Source organism: Catonella sp. (genome assembly GCF_052173895.1).
GTDB lineage: Bacteria > Bacillota > Clostridia > Lachnospirales > Lachnospiraceae > Catonella.
Genome location: NZ_JBQMXS010000045.1, coordinates 1 through 14,020, shown reverse-complemented (window position 1 = coordinate 14,020; position 14,020 = coordinate 1). Strand labels below are relative to the sequence as shown.

The 14,020-nt window shown below is 34.9% G+C and carries 16 protein-coding genes, 2 tRNA genes and 1 pseudogene; 15 read left to right on the top strand and 4 right to left on the bottom strand.

What is annotated here, in order from left to right:
• From ACTTG8_RS08450 to ACTTG8_RS08400, 11 genes and pseudogenes are all read left to right on the top strand, one after another.
• Nucleotides 1-303: pseudogene (locus ACTTG8_RS08450) on the top strand (hypothetical protein); the annotation flags it as partial.
• Nucleotides 304-480: 177 nt separating this feature from the next.
• Complete coding sequence (locus tag ACTTG8_RS08445; RefSeq protein WP_442561682.1) at nt 481-645, top strand: CD1871A family CXXC motif-containing protein; 165 nt, start codon at nt 481-483, stop codon at nt 643-645.
• 93 nt (nt 646-738) lie between these two features.
• Nucleotides 739-1,605, top strand: a complete 867-nt coding sequence (locus ACTTG8_RS08440; protein WP_442561684.1) for a 4Fe-4S binding protein — start codon at nt 739-741, stop codon at nt 1,603-1,605.
• Between the two features lie 13 nt (nt 1,606-1,618).
• Nucleotides 1,619-2,509, top strand: a complete 891-nt coding sequence (locus ACTTG8_RS08435; RefSeq protein ID WP_442561681.1) for a TlpA family protein disulfide reductase — start codon at nt 1,619-1,621, stop codon at nt 2,507-2,509.
• Nucleotides 2,510-2,523: 14 nt separating this feature from the next.
• Complete coding sequence (locus tag ACTTG8_RS08430; RefSeq protein WP_442561680.1) at nt 2,524-3,342, top strand: CPBP family intramembrane glutamic endopeptidase; 819 nt, start codon at nt 2,524-2,526, stop codon at nt 3,340-3,342.
• Between the two features lie 188 nt (nt 3,343-3,530).
• Nucleotides 3,531-3,785, top strand: coding sequence for a type II toxin-antitoxin system Phd/YefM family antitoxin (locus ACTTG8_RS08425; protein ID WP_442561679.1), 255 nt, complete (start codon nt 3,531-3,533; stop codon nt 3,783-3,785).
• The gene (locus ACTTG8_RS08420; protein ID WP_442561678.1) at nt 3,785-4,045 is read left to right on the top strand and encodes a Txe/YoeB family addiction module toxin; all 261 of its coding nucleotides are present in this window, start codon (nt 3,785-3,787) and stop codon (nt 4,043-4,045) included. The genes ACTTG8_RS08425 and ACTTG8_RS08420 overlap by 1 nt, the downstream gene beginning before the upstream one ends.
• 30 nt (nt 4,046-4,075) lie before the next feature.
• Nucleotides 4,076-5,965: a tRNA uridine-5-carboxymethylaminomethyl(34) synthesis enzyme MnmG gene (gene mnmG / locus ACTTG8_RS08415; RefSeq protein ID WP_442561677.1), complete on the top strand. Its 1,890-nt coding sequence runs from the start codon at nt 4,076-4,078 to the stop codon at nt 5,963-5,965.
• Nucleotides 5,952-6,167, top strand: a complete 216-nt coding sequence (locus ACTTG8_RS08410) for a DUF896 domain-containing protein (RefSeq protein WP_442561676.1) — start codon at nt 5,952-5,954, stop codon at nt 6,165-6,167. Before mnmG ends, ACTTG8_RS08410 begins: the two co-directional genes overlap by 14 nt.
• Complete coding sequence (locus ACTTG8_RS08405; protein WP_442561675.1) at nt 6,160-6,804, top strand: HAD hydrolase-like protein; 645 nt, start codon at nt 6,160-6,162, stop codon at nt 6,802-6,804. Before ACTTG8_RS08410 ends, ACTTG8_RS08405 begins: the two co-directional genes overlap by 8 nt.
• Before the next feature lie 189 nt (nt 6,805-6,993).
• Complete coding sequence (locus ACTTG8_RS08400; protein WP_442561683.1) at nt 6,994-8,355, top strand: NCS2 family permease; 1,362 nt, start codon at nt 6,994-6,996, stop codon at nt 8,353-8,355.
• Nucleotides 8,356-8,478: 123 nt separating this feature from the next.
• Here ACTTG8_RS08400 and ACTTG8_RS08395 read toward each other — a convergent pair whose 3' ends face one another.
• From ACTTG8_RS08395 to ACTTG8_RS08380, 4 genes are all read right to left on the bottom strand, one after another.
• Nucleotides 8,479-9,276: an Rpn family recombination-promoting nuclease/putative transposase gene (locus ACTTG8_RS08395; RefSeq protein ID WP_442561674.1), complete on the bottom strand. Its 798-nt coding sequence runs from the start codon at nt 9,274-9,276 to the stop codon at nt 8,479-8,481.
• Between the two features lie 401 nt (nt 9,277-9,677).
• A tRNA-Cys gene (locus ACTTG8_RS08390) sits at nt 9,678-9,748 on the bottom strand.
• A gap of 31 nt (nt 9,749-9,779) precedes the next feature.
• Nucleotides 9,780-9,851: transfer RNA gene (locus tag ACTTG8_RS08385), tRNA-Asn, on the bottom strand.
• Nucleotides 9,852-9,972: 121 nt separating this feature from the next.
• On the bottom strand, nt 9,973-10,548 hold the full coding sequence (locus ACTTG8_RS08380; protein ID WP_442561673.1) for a CDP-alcohol phosphatidyltransferase family protein: 576 nt from the start codon (nt 10,546-10,548) through the stop codon (nt 9,973-9,975).
• Nucleotides 10,549-10,690: 142 nt separating this feature from the next.
• Here ACTTG8_RS08380 and pulA point away from each other — a divergent pair, with 142 nt between their 5' ends.
• From pulA to ACTTG8_RS08360, 4 genes are all read left to right on the top strand, one after another.
• Entirely contained in the window at nt 10,691-12,604 is a 1,914-nt protein-coding gene (gene pulA / locus ACTTG8_RS08375; RefSeq protein ID WP_442561672.1) for a type I pullulanase, read from the top strand.
• A gap of 142 nt (nt 12,605-12,746) precedes the next feature.
• Nucleotides 12,747-13,019 (top strand): AbrB/MazE/SpoVT family DNA-binding domain-containing protein, encoded by a 273-nt coding sequence (locus tag ACTTG8_RS08370; RefSeq protein WP_442561671.1) that lies wholly within the window; start codon nt 12,747-12,749, stop codon nt 13,017-13,019.
• The gene (locus ACTTG8_RS08365) at nt 13,019-13,432 is read left to right on the top strand and encodes a putative toxin-antitoxin system toxin component, PIN family (protein ID WP_442561670.1); all 414 of its coding nucleotides are present in this window, start codon (nt 13,019-13,021) and stop codon (nt 13,430-13,432) included. The genes ACTTG8_RS08370 and ACTTG8_RS08365 overlap by 1 nt, the downstream gene beginning before the upstream one ends.
• 10 nt (nt 13,433-13,442) lie before the next feature.
• Nucleotides 13,443-13,937: a GNAT family N-acetyltransferase gene (locus ACTTG8_RS08360; RefSeq protein ID WP_442561669.1), complete on the top strand. Its 495-nt coding sequence runs from the start codon at nt 13,443-13,445 to the stop codon at nt 13,935-13,937.
• The last annotated feature ends 83 nt before the right edge of the window (nt 13,938-14,020 follow it).

Here is a 14,020-nt window from a genome sequence, read left to right as displayed (position 1 = left end):
AAACTTATTAACCAAGTAGTCTTGATTGACTACATCATTATTATACTAGGAGGAAAGAGTATGGAGAAATTTTTTGAACCGATGTTTGCAAGAGCAGAAGCGAGAGGAGAAGCGAGAGGACAGGCAATAGGAGAGGCGAGAGGAGAAGCGAGAGGACAGGCGAGAGGAGAAGCAATAGGAGAGAATTTCCTTGCTAGGTTAATAAGTATATTACTGTCAGAGGGTAAAAATGGTATGGTGAATACAGTATTAGAAGATGAAGAGATGAGACATAGGCTATATGAAGAGTATGGTATAAAGTAAAGTAAAAAGACTCTAAACCCTTTTATAATTAGGTTTAGAGCCTTTTTTATACACAAAATTGTAGCTATTTTTTTCTTTTTCATAGTAGTAATTTTTTTCTTAACAAAAACTTTACATCGTTTATGTTATAATCCATATTGTCAATAAGACAAGCGAGAAGAATAAGGAGGTATATGGATGGATAAGATAACATTCAAGTCTACCAAGCAAAAGCTTACGGTACAAGTAATATTACTTGCCATATCAGTTGCTTTCATAGGTTTTGGGGCATATCGTGGAGAGGCTAAAACCGTATTTACTAAAGCGATGAACTTATGCTTAGAGTGTGTAGGAATAGGATAAACTGAAAGGGTGAATACAGTGGAAAAGAAGGTAGTAAAGAAAAAGAAAAAAGGTTCATTTAAGGATTTTCTAAAAAGCAGGACTATGGTACAGATGATAGCAACGCTATTAACTAATGTTCATCTTCCAAACTTTTTTAAGGGAACCTTATATCAGGGAAAAGGCAAAATTGCCTGTGTGCCGGGACTTAACTGTTATTCCTGCCCCGGAGCAACCGGAGCCTGTCCGATAGGTTCTTTTCAGGCGGTAGTTGGTTCAAGGGATTTCGCTCTTACCTACTATATTACAGGTATAATAATATTTTTTGGTGTAGTATTTGCAAGATTTATTTGTGGTTTCCTCTGCCCATTTGGATGGTTTCAGGATATGCTCCACAAGATTCCAAGCAAGAAATTTAGAACTACAAAACTTAAATTTCTAACATATACGAAGTATATAATTTTGGTAGTTGCAGTTATTATCTTGCCGACATTTATGAATAATAAAGCAGGACTTGCCTCACCATATTTTTGTAAGTACATCTGTCCACAGGGAATTTTAGAAGGAGGCATACCTCTTTCAATAGCAAATCCGGCTATAAGAGCAACACTTGGCAAGTTATTTACTTGGAAACTTATGATTCTTATAAGTATTATAGTGCTTAGTATAATGGTTTATCGTCCGTTTTGTAAATGGATATGTCCTTTGGGAGCTTTGTATGCTCTGTTTAACAAGGTTTCCTTCCTTCATTACAAGGTTGATGAAAATACCTGTATTTCTTGTGGAAAATGTGCAAGAACCTGTAAGATGGAAGTGGACATTACTAAAAATACTGCACATATGGAATGTATTCGCTGTGGAGAGTGTGTGAAGGTCTGTCCTACCAAGTCAATCAGTGTAAACTGGGGACCTGAAAAAATGCAACTGCTTGAAAAGGCTCGTGAGCTTAACAAGAATAAAACAACAAAAAGTGTAAATTAAGGAGAAAAGAACAATGAAAACAAAGATGACAATTAAGAGAATTTTACCTGTATTTATCGTAACAGCTATGCTTGCTGCATCAATAACAGCTTGTGGAAACAGTGGAAATAGCGGAAGTAATACAGGTAGTAAGGCAATGACAAGCAGCAATAAGGCGGCAAGTGAGAAATTCCCAGGCTTTAAGGGTAAGGATTTTGACGGAAATGATGTTGATGAAAGCTTATTTAGCAAAAATGAGGCAACACTTGTAAATTTCTGGTTCAACGGCTGCTCAGCTTGTGTAAATGAAATGCCTGCACTTGAGGAGTTCAATAAGAAACTTAAGGAAAAGGGAGCAGAACTTATAGGTATAAATGCAGGAACAGCAAGTGATGAAAAAGGATTTGCAGAGGCAAAAGAAATCCTTTCAAAGCAGGGGGCAACTTATAGAAACTTAATTCTTCCAAATGACCATGAATATGTTAGAAAAATATTTAGTTTCCCTACAACAGTTATAGTTGATAAGAATGGAAATATTGTTGGAGATCCGATAGTAGGTGCTATTGAAGATGAGGATAAGCAGGCAAAAATTCTTAAGATTATTGATGAGATAAAGGCAGGAAATGGTGTAACTTCTTCAGTAACTTCAGAACAGTCAGCTGCATCAGATAATCCAACAGCACCACTTTATGAGGAGGAAAATAAGATTTTTGCAGAGAATCAGGATACATGGAATAAATTATTCTCAAAAATCAAGAAGGATCAGGTAGAAACAAATGTTGAAAAACCTTATGCTGAGTTCTTAAAAGAGCAGTTAGAGGCATCAAAGGCTGATTTTACAGAGGACGAGATTAAGACTATTAACGAAGGTCTTGCTAAGATTGATGAAATTGAGAAGAAAATTGCAGAATTAAAGAAAAAATAATTTAGAGGCAGAACATGACTAAAAATAATGCAAATTTATTGTATAAACTTTGGTTTATAATTTTACCGATAGTTTCAATCATAGCATATTATTTTCTGTCAAGGACTTTGAATATGCTGACATTTGAACTGTTTTTAGGAATTTTGAAGATACCGATGCAGCAGTTCATAGAGTTTATGTATCTTTCAGACATTCTTATAGCCTTAATACAGCTGATTATATTCTTTGTAATATATAAGTTAGTAGTAAGAAGGGATGAGGATGAGCTTAAGACAAAGTTTAATTCGAAAGATACAGGATTAAGCCTTGTAGCAGGCATCGGAGTTTCAGGAATTTCATTTATCTGGCTTATAATTGCAGGAAAGCTGCCTATGTTTCAGGCACAGCTTGCTGCAATGAAAGAAGGAAATGGAATGATTGGTGGAGGGAGTTTGCATGGAGTTTTTCTAAGTGCAGTAATTGCAGCTCCTATTGTAGAGGAAGTTATATTTAGAGGAGTTGTACTTGGCTCTTTTAGAAAAGTATTTCCGGCTTGGATATCAATACTTGTTTCAGCAATAATCTTCGGTGCATATCATATGAACCCTGTTGCCATTGTATATGCAAGCCTTATGGGAATTGTGGCAGGCATAGTTTATGAAAAGAAAAGAAATTTACTTTTTACGATAATGTTGCATATGGCAAATAATTTTATGGGATTATTAGAAGATTTTGTTCCGAAAGGAATAGGAGTTACTATAGTAAACGGTGTTTCGCTGGTGATGATACTTCCTATGTGCTATGTGGTTTATAAGATGATTAAGAGTGATACACGCAAAACGGTATATGCTTAAAATTTTTTCATATTTGAAGTGACTTATTAAAATAATAAGGACTAAGTAAAAGTTATCTGATGAAAGTCAGAGGCTTTGACTTAGTCCTTTTATATAAGAAAAGTAATATTTTGACATGATTATAATAATAGAGTATAATAAAAGTACGAAAAATAATACGGTTTTTATAATGAAACGAGGTGTTGGTGATGCTAGCAGTAAAAAGTATGGATGTAAGGGAGAATTTTAAATCATTTTGCGATAAGGTTTTTGATGGGGAAACTTTAATTGTTTCAAGACCGAAAAATCAGAATGTAGTAATGATGTCAGAAGCACAATATAATGATATAATGAAAGCTAAGAGAAATGCCGAGTATCTGACTATGTTAGACAAATCGATGTCAGAGGCTGAGTCGGGCAAATTTGTTTTAAAATCCATGGATGAGTTAGGAGAATATGAATAATGAATATTGTATTCACACCAACGGCATGGCAGCAATATTTAGAATGGCAAAAAGAAGACAAAAAAATCGTGAAGCGAATTAATGAACTGATAAAGAGCATTGATAGGGAAGGGATTTTGCAAGGAATTGGTAAACCTGAAATTCTTAAGTACAGAAAAGTTTGCAGCAGAAGAATAACAGACGAACATAGGCTTGTATATAATTTGGACATTAATAATAACTTAATTATATATACCTGTAAATATCATTATGAGGAGTAGGTATATAAATAATTTAGATTTGAGGAAAATATGATTTGTGAAGATTTTGAAGTAATAGTAGTGGGAGCCGGTCATGCAGGCTGTGAGGCTGCACTTGCTGCGGCAAGGCTAGGTAAGAAGGTTCTCGTATTTACAGTAAGTGTGGACAGCATAGCCCTTATGCCTTGTAATCCGAATATAGGAGGCACTTCAAAGGGGCATCTTGTAAGAGAAATAGATGCACTTGGCGGAGAAATGGGAAAAAATATAGACAAGACCTATATTCAATCCAAAATGTTGAATAAGTCAAAAGGGCCTGCGGTACATAGTTTAAGAGCTCAGGCTGATAAACAGGCTTATTCTTTAGAAATGCGCAAGGTACTTGAAAATACGGAGAATCTTACCATTAAGCAGGCAGAAGTTGCAGAAATTTTAGTAGAAGCCGGTAAGGTGACAGGAGTTAAGACTTACTCTGGTGCAGTATATACAGCTAAGGCTGTAATACTTTGTACAGGTACCTATCTTAAGGCAAGATGTATTTATGGAGATGTAAGTGAGTATACAGGTCCTAACGGGCTTTCAGCCTCTGTTCATTTAACGGATTCTCTTATCAATATTGGAATTAAATTAAGAAGGTTTAAGACAGGTACTCCAGCTCGTATTGATAAAAGGACGGTAGATTTTTCTAAAATGGAAGTACAAAATGGAGATGAAAAAGTAGTTCCATTTTCATTTTTAAATGAGGATAAAGACATAGGAAGAGAGCAGATACCTTGTTATTTAACTTATACAAATGAAGAAACACATAGGATAATCAGAGAAAATATTGATCGTTCACCACTTTATGGTGGAGTTATAGAGGGGGTAGGTCCAAGATATTGTCCGTCAATAGAAGATAAGGTGATGAGGTTTGCAGATAAAGACCGTCATCAGATATTTGTAGAGCCTGAGGGTGAATATACGAATGAATTGTATGTTGACGGAATGAGCTCTTCCATGCCTGAGGATGTACAGGTGGCTATGTATAGGACAATTCCGGGACTTGAAAATGTACATATAGTAAGAAATGCCTATGCCATAGAGTATGACTGTATAGATGCTACTACACTTAAGGAAAGCCTTGAATTTAAGGTAGTTTCAGGATTGTTTGCAGCAGGTCAGTTTAATGGAAGTTCAGGCTATGAAGAGGCGGCAGCCCAAGGGCTTATAGCAGGTATCAATGCGGTGAGGCTTATTGATAATAAAGAACCTCTTATATTAAAGCGTTCAGATGCTTATATAGGTGTGCTGATAGATGACCTTGTAACCAAGCATACTAAAGAGCCTTATAGGATGATGACTTCAAGAGCAGAGTATAGGCTGCTGTTAAGGCAGGATAATGCAGATATAAGACTTACGAAAATAGGTTATGAGATAGGGCTTATTTCAAAGGAAAGATATAACAATCTGCTAAAAAAAGAGGAAGAAATTGATACTGAGGTAAAAAGGCTTAAAGGAAAGACAATAGGTGGCAAGAAAGAAGTGAATGACTTTCTTACCAAAAATGGAAGTACAGCCTTGCTTGGAGCAGTGACTCTTGCAGATTTGATAAAGAGACCTGAACTTAATTATGAACTGCTTGCAACGATAGATGAGGATAGGAATATGTTTTCTACAGCTGTAGGTGAGCAGGTAAACATCAATATCAAATACGAAGGCTATATTGAGCGTGAATACAGACAGGTGGAACAGTTTAAAAAAATGGAGAACCGCCTAATACCTGAAGATATAGATTATGAGAGTATAGATAATATAAGGAAAGAGGCAAGGCAGAAGTTATCGGACATAAGGCCTCTTTCAGTAGGACAGGCAAGTCGTATATCGGGGGTATCACCGTCAGATATAGCTGTACTTTTAGTCTATATAGAACAATTTTTAAGGAGCAGAAATGGGAATAACTGAGGCAGATATCAAAAGAATAAATGAACTTTATCACAAGTCTAAGGCAGTGGGACTTACAGATGAAGAAAAGGTGGAGCAGAAGAAACTGAGAGAAGATTATGTTGCAGCAATAAGAGGCAATATAAGAAGTCAGCTTGAGAATGTAAGAGTAGTTGATGAAGATGGAAATGAGGTACCACTTAAGAGGAGGAAGAATGTATAAATATTTAATGTTTGATTTAGATGGAACTCTTGTTGAATCGGGAGAAGGTATTGTAGCCTCAGCAAAGTACGCACTAGATAAAATGGGATGGAAGATGCTCTCTGATGATGAGTTTATGAAATTCATAGGGCCTCCACTTTTTGATTCGTTTAGAGATTTATGTGGAATGAATCCTGAGGAGGCTGACAGGGCTATTGATATTTATAGGGAGCATTATGAGTCTGCCGGTTACTTACTTGCTCCAATGTATGATGGGGTTGAAAAAATGCTTGAAAGCCTTAAAGATAAGGGGCATATACTGATGGTTGTTACCTCAAAGCCTGCTCCGATAGCTGAGAGAATTATAGAAAAGCATGGAATAGATAAGTATTTTGTAAATCTTACAGGGCCAACTCATGCAGAAAAGACTATACATAAGGATGTTATGATTAAGCGTGCTTTTGAAAAGAATGGGATTACAGATCCGAGGAGTGCAGTTATGATAGGCGATAGAAAGTTTGATATTGAGGCGGCTAACAAGCATGGAGTGGATTCTATCGCTGTAATGTATGGCTACGGCAACAGAGAAGAATTTGAGAAATATGGAGCTACGCATATAGCTGAGAAATGTGAGGATATAATAGGACTGGTTAGATAAGTGATAGTATTAAAACTATAATAAAAATTAATTTGAATAAGTATCATTAGAAAAAGATATAATAAAGGGGGTGGAATCCCCCTTTTTATTATGATATAGTATAGTCTGTCTTAATTTTTGGATATGGTGTCTGTTTTAATTGCCAAACTACCAGCCCATATTCGTATTAAACAAAACAAGGAGGCTATGATGGAACAGTTTTTTAAAATGAAAGAAAGAGGTACAAATGTAAAGGTTGAAACTATGGCAGGTGTTACAACCTTTATGACAATGGCATATATTCTTGCCGTAAACCCAAGTATACTTGGACAGACAGGGATGGATCAGGGAGCTGTATTTACAGCTACAGCACTTGCATCAGCGATTGCATCATTTTGTATGGCATTGTTTGCCAACCTTCCTTTCGTTCTTTCAGCAGGAATGGGATTGAATGCATATTTTGCATTTTCAGTAGTATTGGGTATGGGATATACTTGGCAGCAGGCTTTAACAGCGGTATTTGTAGAAGGCTTGGTGTTTATAGTACTTTCTGTAACAAATGTTCGTGAGGCTATATTTAATGCGATACCAAACACCTTGAAGGTAGCTGTGTCGGTGGGTATCGGTTTGTTTATATGTTTTATAGGACTTCAGAATTCTAAGATAGTAGTTGATGGTGCTACTCTTGTAACTCTTTTTTCGTTCAAGGGTTCAATAGAGAATGGTACATTTAACTCAGCAGGAATTTCAGTAATACTTGCACTTTGTGGAATCTTGCTTATGACTTATCTTTTATTTAAGAATGTAAAAGGTTCTATACTTATTGGAATGATAGTGCTTTGGGTAGCAGGTATGATTCTTCAGGCAGTAGGTCTCTATGTTCCTAATCCTGATGCAAAATACTATAGTTTGTTTCCGACTAAGATATTTGATACACCTGCGTCACTTGCTCCTACTCTTGGACAGCTTGATTTTTCATTTATAAAGACGGCAGATTTTTTTGTGGTTATGTTTGCCTTCCTTTTTGTGGATGTATTCGATACACTTGGAACGCTTATAGGATGTGCATCCAAGGCAAATATGCTTGATGAAAAAGGCGAACTTAAGGGTATAAAGGGAGCATTGCTTGCAGATTCAGTAGGAACAATAGTTGGTGCTTTTCTTGGAACATCAACTATTACTACTTTTGTAGAATCTTCATCGGGTATCTCTGAGGGTGGAAGAACAGGTTTTACTTCTATAGTGTCAGGACTTCTCTTCCTTGTAGCACTCTTCTTTGCACCTGTATTTCTTGCAATCCCTGCATTTGCAACAGCACCTGCTCTTATAGTGGTAGGTTTTCTTATGCTCCAGCAGGTAACTAAGATTGACTGGAATTCAGACCTTTTGGAGGCAGTTCCGGCATACATTTGTATCTTTGCAATGCCTTTTACCTACTCTATTTCAGAAGGTATCGCTTTTGGTGTTATCTCTTATGTAGTACTTCATCTTCTTGGTGGAAGAGGCAAAAAAACAACACCACTTATGTATGTACTTGCAGTGTTATTTATTGCTAAGTATGTGTTGTTGTAAATAGGTTGATTTGAATAAAATATAAGAACCTTTGAAATACTATGTTTTAGTTTTCAAAGGTTCTTTTTGAATAAAATACTTATAATATTATCAATTTGCAAAAAAATTAATAAAACAAGTGTTTTATAGAGCAGCAACAGCTACCTCGGAAAGCCCTGTAATTTCTGCAATTAGATTAGTCGTAAAGCCTCTTTTTTTCAAATCACCGGCTATCTTGAACTTTTCATTTTCAGCACCTCTTTTCTCACCTCTTTTCTCACCTCTTTTCTCGCTTTCACGCATCCACTTCTGTAGGGTTTCGTCCATCTTAATAACACCTCCTTTATCTAATTTAAATCTGGCTTTTATTTCACTTGTTACAGGGAATTCCTCTGCATTATAAGTATCATTTTCAGTAAAAACTCTCATTAGTTTGGAAAACTTAGAGCCGTTGTCAATTACTGCATTTGCATATATTTCGGTAAGTCCGTCTTCGACAACCTGCCCTGTTTCTATAACTACTTTTTTTACATGATAAAGAGGTAATCCGTACTCGAATATGTCAAAGGTTGATATGAATATTATGAAAACATCAGGAATAGACTCAAATTTTGTCCCTGTTTTTGTTATATTTGTAGTTAATACAGCACCATTATATCTGACTCTCCTAAGATGGTCATCGTTGTCGGCTTTTTGAACTTCGATATTTATATGTCTTCCATCTTCGGTTATGCATTTTGCATCCATGATTATGGAACGACCATGTAGATTTCCGAGCTTACATTGGGGGATGTTTTCGGTAACTATGAGTTTGTCATCATCCAAGATAACCCTTAATATTTCCTCGCAAAACTCCCTATTTTCTGCCATCTTTGCAAACATCAAATCATCAATGGGGTTAAGTCCTTTGGCGTACTCTTCAAATTCTTTCTTGGTTGGCATTGTAATCCATTGTAGTCCTTTCTTTGTTAGGATTTGCTATAATGCCCCTAAGGTAATTATAGCAGATATTTTGAAAAATAAAAACTTAGAAATTTTTATTATGTAGATAGAAGAAACATAGTTTAGAATTAATAGACATGAGCCACAATAGCCAAGAAGAACTTAATATTTGATTGATGATATTGAAGAATATAAAATTGATAATTGAATTATGCTATTGTGACTCATATTTACAAAAAATATTATAATATAAAATAAATAATTAGCCAACGGCAAAGTGTACAAAAATTATAGGATTGATTATACAAAATGTACAAAATTTCATTTATAAGATAGAAGTTTTCGAAAATTTCTTATTACATAAAAAGGAAGTTCTCTGAGTAAGAGAACTTCCTTTTTAGAGGCGACAACCGGATTTGAACCGGTGATCAGGGTGTTGCAGACCCACGCCTTACCGCTTGGCTATGTCGCCGTATTTAATTAAAATGTTGTTTTAATAAAAACTCCCCAAGTAGGGCTCGAACCTACAACATCACGGTTAACAGCCGTGCGCTCTACCATTGAGCTATTGAGGATTATCGACTGCCATAATATTATAGCACTGAAGAGAATAATTTTCAAGTAGAAATTATATTTTTATATATTTTAGGACAATTTAAATACAATATTTATAATTATCAGATAAATATTCTTCCTTTACATCTCTGATTTGACATCGGTTAGTCTTAGAACTCTACGGTAAATGGAAATAGCTGACAAACCCGTAATGAGCAATATGGTATACAAAATAATTAAATTTGATATACTTCGTTGCAGAAAAGTATGTAATGCTAAAGCAAAAATCGGAAATGAATACAGCATAATTGCAACAAGGCGACCTATTTTGTCAAAAAATAAAGCCTTGTTTATATTTAATTTTTTATTGATGAGGTAAGAAGTAAAACAAAACTCGGCAAATTTAACAGCTATCAATATAATAAGACCTATTGGAAGTAGGCTTTGGATATATAAAAGACAGCTTGCACTAAAGATGAAGAAGAAGTCTGTGCTTATGTCAAGTACGGCACCGAAACTGCTTGTAACGTTATAATATCTGGCAAGTTTTCCATCAAAAAAATCTGTCAGTGCAATTATTAGGAATAGTAAGCTGCAAATGAAAAGTTTATTTTTACCATAAAATAAACTAAAGTTAAATATTATTGTAATAGGTATCCTTGATAATGTTAGTCCGTTTATTAAAAGTTTTTTAAATACAAAAAAATGATTGTACACGATATATCCTTTCTGGAGTTATGCAAAGCTAACTATATTTTACCTAATTTATTTATATTTGCATAGTATTTTTTTAAATAACATGATATAATCAAGCACAATTTCAACATATAAGTTATTTGGAAAGGATTTTTAATAGATTATGAATAAGAGAGCCAGAGAACTAAAGGATTATTACTTAACTAAAGAATTTGAAGATAAATATAATTATGTGGGTGAACTGGGAGTAAGTTTAAGTGCAGGAGGAACTGTATTTAAGCTTTGGTCACCTATTGCAGAAAAAGTAGATTTAAGACTTTTTGAAAATGGAACTAATGGTGAGCCTGCGATTGTATTTTCTATGGAGAAAAAAGCTAAGGGAGTATGGGAATATAAGACAGATAAAAACTTAAATGGAAAATACTATGACTACCTGCTTATTATAGAAGGAAAAGAAAGTATATCTTCAGATCCTTATGCAAAGGCCTGTGGAATTAATGGTGTAAGGAGCATGGTAGTTGATTTAACTCAGACTAATCCAAAAGGTTGGAAAAATGATAAGTCACCTTGTAAAACTGTTGAGGATATAATATATGAGATGCATATAAAGGAGTTTTCGTGGGATGAGGCAGGAGGCTTTCCGAAGGAGGTTAGGGGCAAGTATACGGCATTTTTAGCAGACAATACAACTTTAAACAATGAGGGAAACTTACCGACAGGACTAAATCACATAAAAGAACTTGGAGTCACACACATTCAGCTTTTGCCTGTTTATGACTATGCATCTGTTGATGAAGAGGGAGATGATTGCCTGTTTAACTGGGGCTATGATCCACTTAATTACAATATTCCTGAAGGTTCATATGCAACAGATGCGACTAAGGGAGAAGTCAGGATTAGGGAATTTAAAGAGATGGTAATGGCTCTTCATAAAAAAGGTTTTAGGGTAATTATGGATGTGGTGTACAATCATACCTTTGATTTAAATACAAGTCTTCAAAAAACAATGCCTTATTACCATTACAGGCTTGATAAAAAGGGAAAACTCTCAGATGGCTCAGCTTGTGGGAATGATATAGCCTCTGAAATGCCTATGACAGAAAAGTATATTATTGATTCAGTACTTTATTGGGCTGAAGAGTACCATATAGACGGTTTCCGCTTTGATTTGATGGGACTTCTTACGGTAGATGTGATGAATAAGGTTCAGCTTACTCTTGACGAAAAATATGGAGTAGGGGAGAAGATTATTTATGGTGAGCCTTGGTCTGCTAGAGAGTCTTATATGGAAAAAGGAGCAATAGGAGCATATAAGAAGAATGTTTCTAAGTTAAATGAACGAGTTGGAATTTTTTCAGATGACATAAGAGATGCTGTAAAGGGGCATGTGTTTTACGAAAATGAGGCAGGATTTGTAAATGGTGAACCCGATTTTGTAGATAATATAGAAAAAGGACTTACATCATTCGGATTATCTCCTAAACATATAATAAGCTATGTTTCTTGCCACGATAACCACACGCTTTGGGATAAGCTTAGCATTACAACTGAGGATGTAACAAAGAGACTTAAACAGTATAAGCTGGCAGCAGCTATTTACATGAGTTGTCAGGGAAGAATATTTATTTATTCAGGCGAGGAGTTTTTAAGAACCAAAAATGGAGAGCATAACACCTTTAATATGCCGATAGAATTAAATAGGATTGACTGGAAACTTGCAGAAGAAAACAAGGTTATGGTAGAGTATTACAAGGCTCTGATTAAACTTCGTAAAGAGCTTACCGGACTTTGTGATAAAGATGCTGATGCCGGCAAAAATATAGAAACTTTTATAAAGAATAAAGGTTTGTTAGGAGTTAAGGTTGTTAATAAGACAGTAGGTGACATAAAACCTTTATATAAAGAAACTCTAATTATATTTAATGCAAATGATGAAGATGTTAAGATTAAACTTCCTGAAGGAGAATATAAGGTATTACTTGATTCAGATAGCTTTGGGAAGGAAGTATCTGATAAATTTTTAACAGGTGAGATTGAGGTTAGAGGAAGTAGTGCTGTGTTTTTGGGGAAGAAGTAAGAAAGAGTTGGAAGTAGGTATAGAGAGTCTAATTTGTTTTAGCGTCATGTGACTAATTGAAGATATTGAATAATTTGATTGAATGGCATATAATATAAGTAGGGAATTCCCTACTTATATTATAAAAAAGGAGATAATGATAATGATAACTAATACATTTATAGATAATGCAAAGGTTATGTCTAAGGGACAAGTTACAATTCCGAAAGATATTAGAGAAGTACTTGGTGTATCCTGTGGAGATAGAATAACCTTTGTTGTAGAAAATGGAAATGTAAGACTTATTAATTCTGCCGTATATGCTATGCAGATACTACAGATGCAAATGAAAGGAGAAGCCGAAAAGGCAAATCTTACTTCTGACGCCGCAGTTATGGATATGGTGAAAGAAATCCGTACAGAAAGTGTGGATTGATGAAAGTTCTTATTGATACCAATATATTAATTTCAGCGGCGCTTAGTAATGCCGGTATTCCATATAAAGCATTTGTGAAGGCGGTCAGTTATCCAAACCATGGAATGGTTTGTGAACAGAATATTGATGAAATGCGTCGTATTTTTAATAGAAAATTTCAAAGCAAGATACAGGCATTAGAAAGTTTCTTATCTTTAGCGTTATTGACACTTGAGGTAGTAAATATTCCAAATGAAAGATATGATATTGAAGTAAAAATACGAGATATGAATGACCGTCCGATTCTTAGGGCTGCTATTAGTGCCGGAGCAGATATATTACTGACAGGAGATAAAGATTTTATTGAATCAGGAATTTTAAAGCCTAGAATTATGACGGCAACGGAGTTTGTTACTGAGAGTTTGAAGTTATAGGGGGAAATTTATGGAAATAAGATACATTAATTCATCTGATGATAAAAATAAAATAAGCAAGATATATGAAGATAGTTGGAGGTATGCTTATAGTGGTATTATTCCACAAAACTACTTAGATGCTATTCAGAAAGGACAATGGAGTAATCGTTTGGAAATTCCCGGATGGAACACTATGGTTTGTGTTCAAGATGGTGAATATATAGGAACAAGTACCTTTGGCAAATCACGAATTGAAAAATATAAGGACTCAGGTGAAGTGATCTCGATATATTTATTACCGGAATATATTGGTAAAGGATATGGCAAAAAAATAATGGATACTGTAATGAGTGAGTTAAGAAAAGAAGGATTTAGGGAAGTATTTCTATGGGTGCTTGAGGAAAATAGAAGAGCCAGACATTTTTATGAAAACTACGGATTTGAATTTTGTGATGATTATATGGAAGAAAAAATCGGTGGCAAATCACTAATGGCTGTAAGATATGTTTTTCGGTTTGAATAGAAAATGGATAAATCCGGACTTGTTAATTAAAAAAATTAGATATTGGTTAAATTAAGAAACGATAAGTAGTAAAATGCTAATCG